Origin of the sequence: Burkholderia anthina, from assembly GCF_902498995.1 — a bacterium.
Taxonomy (GTDB): Bacteria; Pseudomonadota; Gammaproteobacteria; order Burkholderiales; family Burkholderiaceae; genus Burkholderia; species Burkholderia anthina.
The window spans coordinates 116,064-129,870 of the sequence record NZ_CABVLY010000005.1 but is presented as its reverse complement, the minus strand read 5'-3'; the positions used below and the strand labels follow the sequence as shown (position 1 = coordinate 129,870).

Below are 13,807 nucleotides of genomic sequence, written 5' to 3'. Positions count from 1 at the left end.
TCTTTCGAGTACTGGCATGTTGCCGGGGTGTCGATCCCGGCATAGGATTGCAATTGCAACGATTGTAGTTGCAATGATAACCGGATGACAAGGACCGACATGACATCGACGCACACACTCACGTTCCATACGGCCGACACGCCGAACGGGCACAAGATCGCCATCTACCTGGAGGAGGCCGGGCTGACGTACGCGCGCGTGCACGTGAACCTGTCCGCTGGCGAGCAGCGCAGCCCGGCGTTCCTCGCGATCAGCCCGAACGGCAAGATCCCGGCCATCGTCGATCACGACACCGGCCTGGCCGTGTTCGAATCCGGCGCGATCCTCGGCTATCTCGCCGAGAAAACGGGCTGCCTGCACCCGGAAACGCTGGCCGAGCGCACGGCGGTCCAGCAATGGCTGCATGTCCAGATCGGCGGCATCGGGCCGATGCTCGGCCAGCTCTGGTGGTTCCTGCATGCATCGAAGACGGTCAATGCGGAGGCGATCGACCGCTATCGGAACGAGGCGCGGCGCCTCTATGGCGTCGCGAACGGGCGATTGTCGGAATCGCCGTATCTCGCGTCGTCGCGGTATTCGATCGCCGACATCGCCGCATTCCCGTGGCTGCGCACGGCGGCCGAACTCGATATCGACGTCGCCGGCTATCCGCACGTCGAGCGCTGGCTCGCCGACATCGAGAGCCGGCCGGCGGTTCAACGGGGCCTGATCGCCTGCCGCGCGCCGGCGGCCATGCCCGCGCACTGACGTCGCATCGCCCGCGCCGCAGCGACGGCGCGGGATCCGGCGGATGCCCTGCCGCAAAACATTGTTCTCCTTCGTCGTAAACGTCTCGAATGCGTGATATTTGCGCCGCCTGATCCGGTTTAGAGTGGCCGCGAATTGATGACGATGTGTCGTATGGCCGCAGTCGCGGGCCGTGCCGACGCACCAGAGGAGCTGGAGACAAATGAGTGAAGGCAGGATTACGCAAGTCGAATCGTTCGGTTTCGAACGCATTCCCGACGTATCGCGCTATGCGCGTCCGATCGATCTGTTCCGGCTGCTGTTCGGCGGCTGCAATACGTTTTCCACATCGGTGCTCGGCAGCTTTCCGGTGCTGGTCGGGCTGTCGTTCAAGGCGGGTGTTGCCGCGATCGTGCTCGGCGTCCTGGTCGGCACGTGCATCCTCGCGCCGATGAGCCTGTTCGGCCCGCGCAACGGCACGAGCGATCCGGTCTCGTCCGGCGCGCATTTCGGCATCCACGGCCGGATCGTCGGTTCGTTCCTCGCACTGCTCACGTCGATCGCGTTCTTCTCGCTCGCGGTGTGGAGCTCGGGCGACGCGCTCGTCGGCGGTGCGCACAACATGGTCGGCGTGCCGGTCAACGGCTTCACGCTCGGCGCGGCGTACATGGTGTTCGCGGTGCTCGTGCTGATCGTCTGCATCTACGGCTTCCGCTTCATGCTGTGGGTCAACAAGATCGCCGTGTGGGCCGCGAGCCTGCTGTTCGTCGCCGGCCTGTTTGCGTTCGCCGGGATGTTCGACGTGAACTACGCGGGCACGCTGAACCAGGGGAGCGCAGGCTTCTGGGCCGCGTTCGTCGGCGCGGTGCTGGTCGCGCTGAGCAACCCGGTGTCGTTCGCGTCGACGCTCGGCGACTGGGCGCGCTACATTCCGCAGCACACGCCGAAGCGGCGCGTGATGGGCGCCGTGTTCGCCGCGCAGATCGCGACCTTCGTGCCGTTCTTCTTCGGCCTCGCGACCGCGACGATCATCGCGTCGAAGGCGCCCGCGTTCATTGCATCGAACGACTACGTCGGCGGGCTGCTCGCCGTGTCGCCGCGCTGGTTCCTGCTGCCGATGTGCCTGATCGCGATCATCGGCGGGATGTCGACCGGCACGACCGCGCTGTACGGCACGGGCCTCGACGTGTCGAGCATGTTCCCGCGCTTCCTGAACCGCGTGCGCGCGACGCTGCTGATCGGCACGATCGCGATCGCGTTCATCTTCGTCGGCCGCTTCTGGTTCAACCTCGTCGAAAGCGTCGCGACGTTCTCGACGCTGATCGACACGTTCAGCTGCCCGTGGATGGCGATCATGGTGATCGGCTATGTGACGCGCCGCGGCTTCTATCTCGCCGACGACCTGCAGGTGTTCAACCGCGGGCTGCGCGGCGGCCACTACTGGTTCACGCACGGCTGGAACCTGCGCGCGATGGGCGCATGGCTGCCGGCGGCGTTCATCGGTCTGTCGTTCGTGAACCTGCCGGGGCAGTTCGTCGGGCCGCTCGGCAATCTCGCGGGCGGACTCGATCTCAGCGTGCCGGTATCGCTGGCGGTCGGCGGGCTGCTGTATTTCGTGCTGCTGACGCTGTATCCGGAGGCCGACGGCGTGTACGGCCCGCGCGGGCGCTGCCTCGCGCGCGGCGGCAAGCACGGCGCGCGCGGTGTCGGCGCACCGGCGATCCAGCCGAAGGGGTACTGAGCGCCGTTTCGCTTCGGAAGACACGATGCCGCCGCGCGGGAGAATCGCCGGCGGCATTGTCGTTTTTCGATGATTTATTAGTGATGCATATGACAGGCCGGACCTGACTGTCTACTTCGCCCGGCCGAAAATGAAAACACCCGCCTGGCAGGCGGGCGTATGTCGACCGACGCGCGAATCAGTGGAACGTGCTGCCCGCGAGCAGCCCGCCGTCGACGATGAATTCCGAACCCGTGCAATACGCGGATTCGTCGGAGGCGAGGAACAGCACGAGGTTCGCCACTTCATCCGGCTTGCCGATGCGCGCGATCGGCAGCCCGCCATAGATCGACGACGGGTCGAAATCAGCGTATTCCGGCGGGCGCGCCATCACGGTGTCGATCCCGCCCGGGTGCACCGAGTTCACGCGGATCCCGTAGCGGCCGAACTCGAGCGCGGCGGCCTTGGTCATCCCGCGCACCGCGAACTTGCTCGACACGTATGCGCTGCCGCCCGCCACGCCCTCCATCCCGGCCGTCGACGACACGTTGACGATCGCGCCTCCACCGGCATCCTTCAGCGCGGCAAGCGCCGATTTCATGCCGAGCCAGCAACCGACCTGGTTCACGTCGATCACCTTCCGATAGTCGTCGAGCGAACACGATTCGATCGGCACGAGCTTCAGGATCGCCGCGTTGTTCACGAGGATGTCGAGCCGGCCGAAATGCGCGAGCGTCGCATGCACGGCGGTGTGCCAGTCGTCTTCGTTCGTCACGTCGAGATGCTGGAAACGCGCGGCGTCGCCGAGTTCGGCCGCGACGCGCCGGCCCGCGTCGTCGAGCACGTCGGCGATCACCACGCGCGCGCCTTCGGCGACGAACCGTCGCGCTTCCGCCTCGCCCTGGCCGCGGGCGCCGCCCGTGATCAGGGCCACTTTGCCTTCGAGTCGTTTCATCGTGATTGCTCCTGTGAGTGAAGTGGAACGCGTGCGGGCCCGCTCATGCGGCGGCCGACGCGTCGATGATGCGGTCGAGATCGGCGACCACGTAGCCGATCTGGTCGATGGGGCCGAGGACGGGGTCGTGCATGGTGTCTCCGTGGCGAGGGCGCGCGCTGAATGACGGCCATGATCGCAACAAAGCCCGCGTTTCGTGCCACCCAAACGGACTAGCTGCGGCGTGTCAGTGTCATGGCGAGGTGGCGTGCCGTTCATCGTCACGTGGCTCACGCGCGCGAGCGGGTCGCCCGGCGCGCCCGCGTGGTACGTGCTGTTCGCGGCGTCGTTCGGGCACGCTGCGGCGGGGTTCATGCACGACGGCGCGCCGTGCGTGCTCGCCCGCCGGCAGTTTCGGGCCGAGCCGCCGAGCGTCGACCAGCGGCTCGCGGTCCGGGCCGGGCCGGTCGGCCATCGGCGCGCGCGCCGGGCAGGGCATCGGCGTTGCCGATGGTCAGTATCGCGGGCGGCGGCCTACCGGCGCCGCCGCCCGCCCATTACGCTTGGGCGATCATCCACTCCGTCCGGAAGATCGCCATGTCCCGGCTCGATTACACGCTGCTCGGCCCCTGCCTGCTCGCCATCGCGATCGACGCGATGGGCTTCGGTCTCGTCTACCCGATGATGTCCGCGATCTTCAGCGATCCGCATGCGGGCATCCTGCCGGCCAACGCTGGCCAGCACGCGCGCAATTTCTACCTCGGTCTCGGCTACGGGATCTATCCGTTGTGCATGTTCTTCGGCTCGTCGCTGATGGGCGAGCTGTCGGACCGCTACGGCCGCCGCCGGATCCTGCTGCTGTGCCTGCTCGGTCTCGCGGCGGGCTATGCGCTGATGGCGGCCGGCGCCTGGCACGCGTGCGTCGCGCTGCTGCTGGCCGGACGCGGGCTCACCGGCCTTACGGCCGGCTGCCAGGGCATCGCGCAAGCGGCCATCACCGACTTGAGCACGCCCGAGAACAAGGCGTACAACATGAGCATCATGTCGCTCGCGTTCAGCGCCGGCGTGATCGTCGGCCCGGTGCTCGGCGGCGTCACGTCCGACCGGACGATCTCGCCGCTGTTCGACTACGGCACGCCGTTCGTGCTGGTTGCGGTACTGTCGCTGATCTGCGCGGGCTGGACCTGGGTGTCGTATCGCAATACGGCCATGCCGCGCGGCGACACGCGCATCGATTTGCTGCTGCCGCTGCGGATCGTCCGGGAAGCCGTGAGCCAGCGCAACGTCGCGTTCCTGTCGGTGGTGTTCTTCCTGATGCAGGTCGGCTACGGGCTCTACCTGCAGACCATCATGCTGTTGCTGCAGACGAAGTTCGGCTATACGAGTGCGCGGCTCGGGCTGTTCAGCGGCGTGATCGGCGTCTGCTTCGTATTCGGCCTGCTGTTCGTCGTGCGGCTGATGTTGCGCGTCTGGCGCGTGGTCGACATCGCGAAGACGGGGCTGCTCGTCGCCGGTCTCGGCCAGATCCTGTCGGCGCTGTCCCCGCACGAGCCGGTGCTGTGGGCGCTCGCGATGGTGGTCGGCTGCTTCGACATGGTCGCGTACACGACGATGTACACCGCGTTCTCCGATGCCGTCAGCGAGGACCGGCAGGGCTGGGCGCTCGGCGTCGCGGGCTCGGTGATGGCCGTCGCGTGGGTCGTGACGGGCGCGCTCACGAACCTGTTGCCGGTGTTCGGCGAGATCGGGCTGCTGCTGATCGGCGGCGCCGGCTTCCTGCTCAGCTTCGTGATGATGGCGTTCTACGGACGCAAGCAGGCCGGGGGGCGCGCGGCACTGTCGTAGGCGGTCGCGCACAGGTTGGCCCGATCCTGTCGGACGTTGTCCTGCGGGCTGCTGTCGCACGCGGCCGTGCGGCCCGACACTGGCGCTGCGCGGTCACGGCAGCGCCCGCCACCGGCGGCAAACCGGCCGCAGGACCGCGTTCGGCGGGCGCTGGCTCGACCGTACCGCCGTTCCGTTCGATGTGCCAACCTGGAGTAGAGAGCGACCCATGCAACATCCGACCATCCGCACCCTGGCCGGCGCGAGCGCGCCGGCGTCGATCGACGCTGCCCGCACCGCGCTGCTGGTGATCGATTTCCAGAACGAGTATTTCAGCGGCCGCCTGCCGATTCCGGAAGGGCCGCGCGCGCTGGGCAATGCGCAGCGCGTGATCGCATTCGCCGATCGCGCGGGCATTCCGGTGTTCCACGTGCAGCACGTCGGCGCGGCCGGCGGCCCGATCTTCGCGGACGGCAGCGACGGCTTCCGCTTTCATGCCGACCTGCAACCCGCGCCGCAGCACACGGTCGTGAAGAAGACGTCGGTCAGCGTGTTTCCGACGACCGACATCGACGCGCGCCTGAAGGCGGCCGGGATCGACACGCTGATCGTCACCGGGCTGATGACGCATGCATGCGTTGCCGGCGCGGCGCGCGATGCGGTGCCGCTCGGCTATGCGGTGATCGTCGTCGACGACGCATGCGCGACGCGCGACCTCGATGTCGCGGACGGCAGCACGGTGCCGCACCGCGACCTCCATCGCGCGACGCTGGCCGCGCTGTCGGACACGTTCGGCGACGTGCTGACGACCGATCAGGTACTCGCGCTCGACGTCGCCTGACGCGCGCCTGGCCTGTGTCCGGCAGGCGCTGGGCCGGTGCTCAATCGGCCCAGCCCGGCGCGGCATACACGACTTCGCCGCGGAAGCAGGTCTCGAGCACGCGCGTTTGCGCGAACGCGCCGACCGGGTGGTCGAACGGATTGCGGTCGAGGATCGCGAGGCTCGCGTCCTTGCCCGCTTCGAGCGAACCCGTGCAATCGTCGAAGCGCAGCGCATACGCAGTGTTCACCGTATAGGCCTCGAGCATCGTGAGCAGGTCGAGACGCTCGTGCGGATTCCACGGCAGGCTGTCGGGCTGGTCGATCAGCCGGTGCGTGACGCCGGTCTGGATGATCTGCATCGGGTCCATCGTGCTGACCGACCAGTCGGAACCGGCCGCGAGCATCGCGCCCGCGTTGCGCAGGCTGCGGAACGGATAATTGCGGGCGGTGCGCTCGGCGCCGAGCAGGTCGCGGTAGAGCTGCTGCTGCTCCTCGCGCGCGGCCGTCCACAGAGTCTGGACGCTCGCGATCGCGCCGAGCCGGTTGAAGCGGCCCATGTCGGCCGGATCGACGAGCTGCAGGTGCGCGAGCTGCGCGCGGCGATCGCGCACGCCGTTGCGGATCTGCACGTATTCGAGCGCGTCGAGCGTCATGCGCACCGCGCGATCCGCCAGCGTATGGAAGTGCAGGTCGAAGCCGGCCGTATCGGCGAGCAGGCAGATTTCGTCGAGTGCGTCCTGGCGCCACAGCGCGAGGCCGCACTCGTCGGTGCCGGCGTACGGTTCGAGCAGCGCGGCGGTTTTCGATTCGGGCACGCCGTCGACGAAGATCTTCACCGTATGCAGGCGCAGGTTGTCGCGCTCGTACTCGCGCCGCCACGCGACGAAGCGCTCGATCTGTTCGCGCGGATCGCGGCGCGGGTTCGCGTAGAGGCCCGCGCTCATGTACGTCTTCAACTGGCCGGCACGTTGCGCGGCGGCATAGGCCTTGAGCTCGGCCTCCTCGACGCGCGCGTCGAACCAGCCGGTGATTCCGTAGCCGTGCGCCATCGCATGCGCTTTCGCGAGCGACTTCGGATAGCCGGCCGGACTCAGTTGCGGAATGATCGGACAGACGCGGTAGAACGCCGCTTCGTGCACGACGCCGTTCGGCGCGCCCGACGCATCGCGCTCGTACACGCCGCCGGCCGGATCGGGCGTATCGGCCGTAATGCCGGCCGCTTCCAGCCCCTTCGTATTGAGACAGCCGCTGTGCACGTCGAAGCCGACCACGAGCAGCGGCCGGTCGGGCACGATCCGGTCGAGCAGTTCGCGGCCCGGATATGCGCCGAACGCGGCGAGGTTCGCGCCGCCGAGATAAACCCACGGCTCGTTCGGCGTCGCGTCGGCGCACGCGCGGATGCGCTGCAGGATCGCATCCGGGTCGTTGATCCCGGACAGATCGAAGTCGCCGAGAATCTGATGACCTTCGAGCGGGTGCACATGGCCGTCGATCAGGCCCGGCAGCATCAGCCTGCCGGCCAGATCGACCATGCGCGTCGCGGGGCCGGCGAGCGGGCGGATGTCGTCGTCGCGACCGACGGCGACGATCTTGCCGTCCTTCGTGGCGAGCGCCTGCGCGAAGCGGCGCTGTGCGTCGCCGGTGTAGAGCAGGCCGTTCAGATAGACGGTGTCGGCATGTTGCATGTGTCTCCTCCGGATCGGGGAATCTGACGGGCGCACGCGGCCAGCGGACGAGCCGTCGGGCGCGTCCGGTCGCGTGGACCCGGTCGGGTTGGAGTGGAATGAAATGAAGGGCGTTATGCCCGCGTGCGGCGCGGTGCGCGATGCCGGTTTTGCCGACCGATATGCGTCACCCCGTCGCCGCGGGACGCATGCTTGGCCGCGCGGGCGGGCGTCCGTGGTTTGGCATGGCGTGTCTCCGTTGCATCCGACGCGCCGCTGTCGTCGGGTGAGTCAGATACTAGGAGCGGGCCGGCCGGCTGTCTGTCATCGTTTTAAGGACAAGCGCGACAAAGGCGACAAGGCAGGAAGGTGCGGACGGGAACGATGCTCTAACGCTCGCCGGCGGCCGGCGCGTCTTCGTCCGTTACACACCACGCGAAGAGCCCGGCCCGGTTCGCGATGCCGAGCTTCGTGAGCGCACGGCCGAGGTAGGTGCGCACGCTGCTCGGCTTGAGCGCGAGCGTGTCGGCGATCTGCGGAACGGGCCGGCCTTGCAGCACGGCGCGGCACACGAGCCGCTCGCGCTGCGACAGCGCCGCGCCGCTGGCCGTCAGCCGCTGCTCGAACCGCTGCAGCAGCGCGCCGTCGTCCTGGCGTGGCGTGAGGCGCGCCAGGCGCGCGTGCTGGATCAGCAGCGGCAGCACGAAATCGCCGAGCTGCCGCAGCAGGCTCAGTTCGGCCAGCGTATAGGACGGCTGGCCGCGCCGCCGGAACAGCGAGAACGCATAGACATAGTCGCGCTCGCTGCCGAGCAGCGTGCAGTCCTCGCCGAGATCGCCCAGCGCGAACTGGCGCCCGTACTCGGTTGCCGTGTCGATTTCCTCGTTGCACGAGAACACGAGCTGCGAATCGGTGACGCGTTCGATGTGCGGGAGCAACGTGTCGTTGCGCCAGTCGCCCTGTGTATACAGATCGAGCGCATGGCGCGTGCCGCCGGGATCGTCGCCGCCCGCGAAGAACAGCACGTCGACGCCGTCGACCGCCTGTGATCCCGCGCCGCGCCGGTAACGGGTCGCGACGCTGTAGTGGGACTGCGGATCGACTGTTTCGCGCAGCCATGCCCAGAGCCGGGCGGGGAACTGCGGGCTGCCGAGGCTGGCGACCAGGTCGCCAGCGCTATTCAGGGAAATGTGGGCGGGGCTCATCGTTGACACCATCTTCGCGAACGGCCGCCCGCGCCGGCCGTGCTGCGCGCACAGTGGCGCGCGGACGGATGACGGCCCCGATCCGGTGATGCGAGCCGGGGCGGCGCGGCGGCGATGCACGATTGTAGGTGACTTCGCCGGCGCCCGGCGATCATGCCGTTTCGCGAGGTGCCGGCCGCGCGCCGATGCGCGGCCGCGGCCGGTCAGAACATCGTGTTCGCGTTCGCGGACTTTTCCGGTACCGGCTGGATCACGTCCCAGTGTTCGACGATCCGGCCGTCCTTCATGCGGAAGATGTCGACGACCGCCTCGCCGCGATCGCCCGGATGTTCGGTCGCATGCACGTGCAGATAGACGAGATCGCCGTCGGCCGCACTGCGGACGATGCGTGCGCGCGATGCCGGGTTCTTCTGAAATGCGCCGACGAAGTACGACACGAACGGCTTCTTGCCGTCGGGCACGTGCGGGTTGTGCTGCTTGTAGTCGTCCGCGACGACAGCCGCGGCCGCGACTGCTTCGTGCTTGTTGAAGAAGCGGTCGTAGAACGTCAGCACGAGCTGGCGGTTGGCTTCCTCGGCGGCCACGTCGCGCGTGGCGGGGCCGGCGGCCAGCGCGGCCGTCGACGCGGCGAGCAGCACGAACGCGGCGATGGTGCGAACGGGGAAGCGGAGCGATGACATGTCGGGGTTCCTTGTCTGGCGATTCGTGGATGGCGCGCGGTGCGCGACTGCGGGTGCCGCCGATCGCGAGGATCGGCGTGCGGATGGGTACCGCTGGGTGCCGCTGGCGCGCGGCGCCGGCGTGCAGCCGCATGCTTCGGAGAACTGGCGAAACCGTGCGGCCCGTCGGGTCGCTCGAATGGTACAGTTGCCGCGAACCCGTCACAAGAAGTCACTGCGGTGTGAACAGGTCACACCGCAGTGACCTCGTATTGCCCGTGAAAGAGAATCCCGCCATGCCGTCCCCGTTCCCGTCTCCGTCCGCCGACGACTCCGTCGAACTCGATCAGCCGTGTCCGATTCGCGATGTGCTCGACCGTATCGGCGATCAGTGGAGCCTGCTCGTGCTCGAAGCGCTGTCCGGCGGCACGTTGCGCTTCAACGAACTCGGCCGCGCGATCGGCGACGTGTCGAAGCAGATGCTGTCACGCACGCTCAAGCGGCTCGAGCAGGACGGCTTCGTCAGCCGCACGCTGTACGCCGAAGTGCCGCCGCGCGTCGAATATGCGCTGACCGAGCTCGGTCGGTCGTTCCTGACGCCGATGCACGCGATGATCCGCTGGGCCGATGAACATCACCGTGCGATTTGCGCTGCGCGTCGTCGTGCGCGGGAGCTGGAGGGTAGTGGGCATTGAGCGGAGCGCGGCACGCCGGGGCGCCATCCCGATGCGTGGCGAACCGGCGCGTATGCGCTTGCTTTGGTATCGGATGATTTCGTCATCCGAATTTTTCCGGTGAAACGGATAGGCCGCGCGTGTGCTATTGCGAAGGCGCGCGTACGCGCCGGCGAACCGAGCGGCGGCCAAGGTGTTGGTTCGCCGCGATCGTGGCGGGACCGGAATGGCCTCCGCCGGATCGTTCACGTGGTGAGCGGGCTGCCCGCGATGCATTGATTGCGGCGCGCGCTGAGGCGGCGATTTCGTGTCGCGGTGCGATGCGCGGAGGGGGAGGCCCGTGAGCGTCGATCGTTGCGGATCGACGTGGCCGGGATGTCGCGAAAGCCCAATACATGCGTTGTGCCGCGGGACGTATGACCGATCGCCGTTCCGGTTCGGATGGGCGTTCGTGCTCGGGGGATATCGGCCGATGCCGGTATTTGCCGCCGGGCAGGATCGTCCGGCAGCCGGACGGCGCGGAACGGCCCGCCGTCCGGCTGCGTAGCGCAGGGCCATCGCCGACGCGTCTGCTGTCTATCGCCAGGCGCCGTCGACGTAGATCCATACCTGACCCTGGCGCCGCCAGTAGCCGGGGACCCATCGATGCCCCGGGCGACGGGCGACCCACCGGCCTGGCACCCATATATAGCGGCCGCGCTGCCAGCGCCAGTAGCCGTCGGTCCACACGTAGCCGTGCGACCTCGGTGGCGGCGGGCGGCGGTCGTGTCGCGGCGCGGGCGGCGCAAAGCCCGGGCGAGCCGGATAAGGCGGCCTGCCGGGCCCGTGGTTCGGACCCGGCGGCCGGTATCCCGGCGGCGGCGCGGGCTGAGCCGAGGCGGTACGCAACCAGCCGCCGGTGGCGGCGAGGGCGGCGGTCAGTCCGATGGCGCGCAACAATGAGCGTCGATTCATGGCGGAACCTCTTCTGTAATAGGGGTTGCCTTACATTAATCTGCCAGTCTCGCGGCCGCGTTACGGCGGGCGTTAAGGCTGTTACTGCATGTCACGACGGCGGCCGTCGCCCGTTGCAGGCGCTTGCGCAGGCGAATGGCGGCTGCAGCAGCGGTGTCACCCTTCGTTTACTGTTGTTTACCAAGCAGGCGTTGCATTTTTAGTCGGTCAAACCCGGTATTCGCGATGAAATCGGGTAAAAATTGCCGATTTTGTTGTGACGCCCCATCCCGCTTGTTGTTTCTATGCAACCGTCAAGCGGGTGACATGAAAGAATGGTGGGATGAAAGCCTCCAAAAAGCACGCGTCAAGAATCCAAAAAAATAAGTTAAAACAAATACTTATAACGCGGCCCCATTTCTATTATTTCTAGTTCTGGAAAAGCTTATTTCTTTATTTGCGGATCGCTCCCCTAGGGTACACCCCTAAACTCACGGTTCCCAAACGGGCAACTATCCGGGCGCAGCCAGCAGTACCGATGGCGTTTCCGGGCGGTTGCAGACCGTTTATGAACAAGGTCGCGAGACCTGCCTCTTTTTAGAAGGGAGCTCCACGAATGAACAAGACTCTGATCGTTGCAGCAGCTGCAGCATCGTTCGCTACCGTCGCTCACGCGCAAAGCAGCGTCACGCTGTACGGCGTGCTGGACGCAGGCATCACCTACCAAAGCAACGTCCAGAACGCAGCCGGCCAAGGCAAGTCGCTGTGGTCGATGGGTTCGGGCATTGACCAGAGCCGCTTCGGCCTGCGTGGTTCGGAAGACCTCGGTGGCGGCCTGAAGGCAATCTTCACGTTGGAAAGCGGCTTCGGCATCGGTAACGGCAAGTTCGCGAACGGTGGCAACAACACCATTTTCAACCGTCAGGCATTCGTCGGTCTGTCGAGCCAGTACGGCACGGTTACGCTGGGCAAGCAGTATGACTCCGTTCAAGACTACCTGGCTCCGCTGACCGCAACGGGTTCGTGGGGTGGTACGTACTTCGCTCACGTCGGCAACAACGACAACCTGAGCACGAACGGCGGCTACTCGAACAACAACTCGATCAAGTTCACGAGCGCTAACTACGCTGGCCTGCAATTCGGCGGCACGTACTCGTTCTCGAACGACACGAACTTCGGCAACAACCGTGCATACAGCGGCGGCGTGTCGTACCAGTTCCAAGGCCTGAAGCTGGGTGCAGCTTACTCGCAAGCGAACAACCCGAACGCAACGTCGTCGGGCGCAGTCGTGTCGGATAACGCACTGTTCAACGGCCAAGGCCGCCTGCGCACGTACGGCGCGGCAGCTGCATACGCATTCGGCCCGGCGCAAGTTGGCGCAGCATGGACGCAATCGCGTGTCGACAACCAAGCTAACGGCGGCGGCACGTTCCACGCTGACAACTACGAAGTCAACGCAAAGTACAACCTGACGCCGGCTCTCGGCCTGGGTGCTGCTTACACGTACACGAGCGCGAAGGTTGACGGCAGCAGCGCGCACTGGAACCAGTTCGGTCTGCAAGCTGACTACTCGCTGTCGAAGCGCACGGACGTGTACGCACAAGCTGTGTACCAACGCGCATCGAAGAACGCAGGCGGCGCGTCGATCTACAACGGCGACCCGACGACGGCAGCAAGCTCGTCGATCAACCAAACCGCAGCAACGGTTGGTCTGCGTCACCGCTTCTAAGCGTGACGGCTGGGTAACCAGCTTCGCAGCATCAAAAAAGGCGCCTTCGGGCGCCTTTTTTTTGTCTATCGACGGCCGAAACGGCTGAAGCGATGGGGGTGCCGGAGGGGCATGGCGTCAGGACGCAAAAAAGCGAGGCCTCGTGCCTCGCTTTTTGCGTTTTGCGCCGTGACAGGGTGCGCCGGCGCGGTCGCGTCAGCGCGTGTATTCGCCGTTGGCTTCCGGCTGGAACACGATGGCGGAGACTTTCATCAGCTTCTCGGCGCCGCTCGGCTGCATGACTTTGACGAGCTGGCCGCGTTGGGTACCCAGCAATGCCATGCCGACCGGCGAGAACACGTTCAGGCGCCCCAGTTCGAGATTGGCGGCATCGGGATAAACAATCGTCCACGTGGCCTGTTCCTGCGACGCTTCGTCGAGCAGCGTGATCTGCGAGTTCATCGTGACGACGTTGGCCTTCACGGCGTCGGGCTGGACGATGTCGGCGCGCTCGAGCAGCGTGTCGAGCATCGTCTGGAATCGGGGATTGTTTTCGGCGTGCTTCTCGAGGCGGGCGACGTCGAGCTCGGTCAGCTGGTAAAGGCGTTGTTTCATGGAAGTTCTCCAAATGATCGGCATGGGGCAGGCGTGGCGTGCCTATGAGGATCGCCCGGAGCCCGTCTGACGTGGCTCCGGGGAGGAGGACCAGTCCGTCAGATCAGGCGCCGGGCGGCGGCGAGCGGCGCCTGGGCCGTGCGTCGAGCGTAGGGGTGCGCCGGATGGCCGACGCGCGCACGCACGCCGGCCGGACCGGACGGCGAAACGGAAAGGGGCGTGAGCGCGTACATGACGGATCGAATATCGAAGGGTGAATAAAACCTTACGATTCTACAACATAACCTTCCGGGACAGTGATTCGGGTGTTGGCCTTTCGTCAG

Annotated in this window: 12 protein-coding genes and 1 pseudogene; 7 read left to right on the top strand and 6 right to left on the bottom strand. The window is 66.6% G+C overall.

Translation table 11 applies throughout. The annotated features are described in order from the left end of the window. Nucleotides 1–99: 99 nt before the first annotated feature. Together BME24068_RS09085 and BME24068_RS09080 are read left to right on the top strand one after the other, a co-directional pair. Complete coding sequence (locus tag BME24068_RS09085; protein WP_096501258.1) at nt 100–747, top strand: glutathione S-transferase family protein; 648 nt, start codon at nt 100–102, stop codon at nt 745–747. Nucleotides 748–949: 202 nt separating this feature from the next. Next, entirely contained in the window at nt 950–2,467 is a 1,518-nt protein-coding gene (locus tag BME24068_RS09080) for a purine-cytosine permease family protein (RefSeq protein ID WP_174925848.1), read from the top strand. 178 nt (nt 2,468–2,645) lie between these two features. Here the strand turns inward: BME24068_RS09080 and BME24068_RS09075 are convergent, their stop codons facing one another. Continuing rightward, entirely contained in the window at nt 2,646–3,401 is a 756-nt protein-coding gene (locus BME24068_RS09075) for a glucose 1-dehydrogenase (RefSeq protein ID WP_096501254.1), read from the bottom strand. Nucleotides 3,402–3,642: 241 nt separating this feature from the next. Between BME24068_RS09075 and BME24068_RS35365 the strand changes: the two are divergent. From BME24068_RS35365 to BME24068_RS09060, 3 genes and pseudogenes are all read left to right on the top strand, one after another. Then, nucleotides 3,643–3,807: pseudogene (locus BME24068_RS35365) on the top strand (MFS transporter); the annotation flags it as partial. A 170-nt stretch (nt 3,808–3,977) separates the two neighbouring features. Next, the gene (locus BME24068_RS09065) at nt 3,978–5,225 is read left to right on the top strand and encodes an MFS transporter (protein ID WP_174925847.1); all 1,248 of its coding nucleotides are present in this window, start codon (nt 3,978–3,980) and stop codon (nt 5,223–5,225) included. Between the two features lie 208 nt (nt 5,226–5,433). Beyond that, the gene (locus BME24068_RS09060) at nt 5,434–6,045 is read left to right on the top strand and encodes a cysteine hydrolase family protein (protein ID WP_174925846.1); all 612 of its coding nucleotides are present in this window, start codon (nt 5,434–5,436) and stop codon (nt 6,043–6,045) included. A gap of 40 nt (nt 6,046–6,085) precedes the next feature. Here BME24068_RS09060 and BME24068_RS09055 read toward each other — a convergent pair whose 3' ends face one another. The 3 genes from BME24068_RS09055 to BME24068_RS09045 form a co-directional block, all read right to left on the bottom strand. Further along, nucleotides 6,086–7,711, bottom strand: coding sequence for an amidohydrolase (locus BME24068_RS09055; protein WP_174925845.1), 1,626 nt, complete (start codon nt 7,709–7,711; stop codon nt 6,086–6,088). Nucleotides 7,712–8,079: 368 nt separating this feature from the next. Next, entirely contained in the window at nt 8,080–8,895 is an 816-nt protein-coding gene (locus BME24068_RS09050; RefSeq protein WP_239007792.1) for a helix-turn-helix transcriptional regulator, read from the bottom strand. 203 nt (nt 8,896–9,098) lie between these two features. Further along, nucleotides 9,099–9,575 (bottom strand): nuclear transport factor 2 family protein, encoded by a 477-nt coding sequence (locus tag BME24068_RS09045; protein WP_174925843.1) that lies wholly within the window; start codon nt 9,573–9,575, stop codon nt 9,099–9,101. A 275-nt stretch (nt 9,576–9,850) separates the two neighbouring features. Here BME24068_RS09045 and BME24068_RS09040 point away from each other — a divergent pair, with 275 nt between their 5' ends. After that, nucleotides 9,851–10,249, top strand: coding sequence for a winged helix-turn-helix transcriptional regulator (locus BME24068_RS09040; protein WP_096501238.1), 399 nt, complete (start codon nt 9,851–9,853; stop codon nt 10,247–10,249). 555 nt (nt 10,250–10,804) lie between these two features. Here the strand turns inward: BME24068_RS09040 and BME24068_RS09035 are convergent. Next, a complete protein-coding gene (locus BME24068_RS09035; RefSeq protein WP_096501236.1) occupies nt 10,805–11,182 on the bottom strand; it encodes a YXWGXW repeat-containing protein in 378 nt (125 codons plus the stop codon). A gap of 595 nt (nt 11,183–11,777) precedes the next feature. Here BME24068_RS09035 and BME24068_RS09030 point away from each other — a divergent pair. Further along, nucleotides 11,778–12,890 carry a porin gene (locus BME24068_RS09030; RefSeq protein ID WP_096501234.1) on the top strand — a complete coding sequence of 371 codons (1,113 nt, stop codon included), beginning with the start codon at nt 11,778–11,780 and terminating at the stop codon, nt 12,888–12,890. A gap of 195 nt (nt 12,891–13,085) precedes the next feature. Here BME24068_RS09030 and BME24068_RS09025 read toward each other — a convergent pair whose 3' ends face one another. Then, nucleotides 13,086–13,484, bottom strand: a complete 399-nt coding sequence (locus BME24068_RS09025) for a GreA/GreB family elongation factor (RefSeq protein ID WP_096501232.1) — start codon at nt 13,482–13,484, stop codon at nt 13,086–13,088. Nucleotides 13,485–13,807 lie beyond the last annotated feature (323 nt).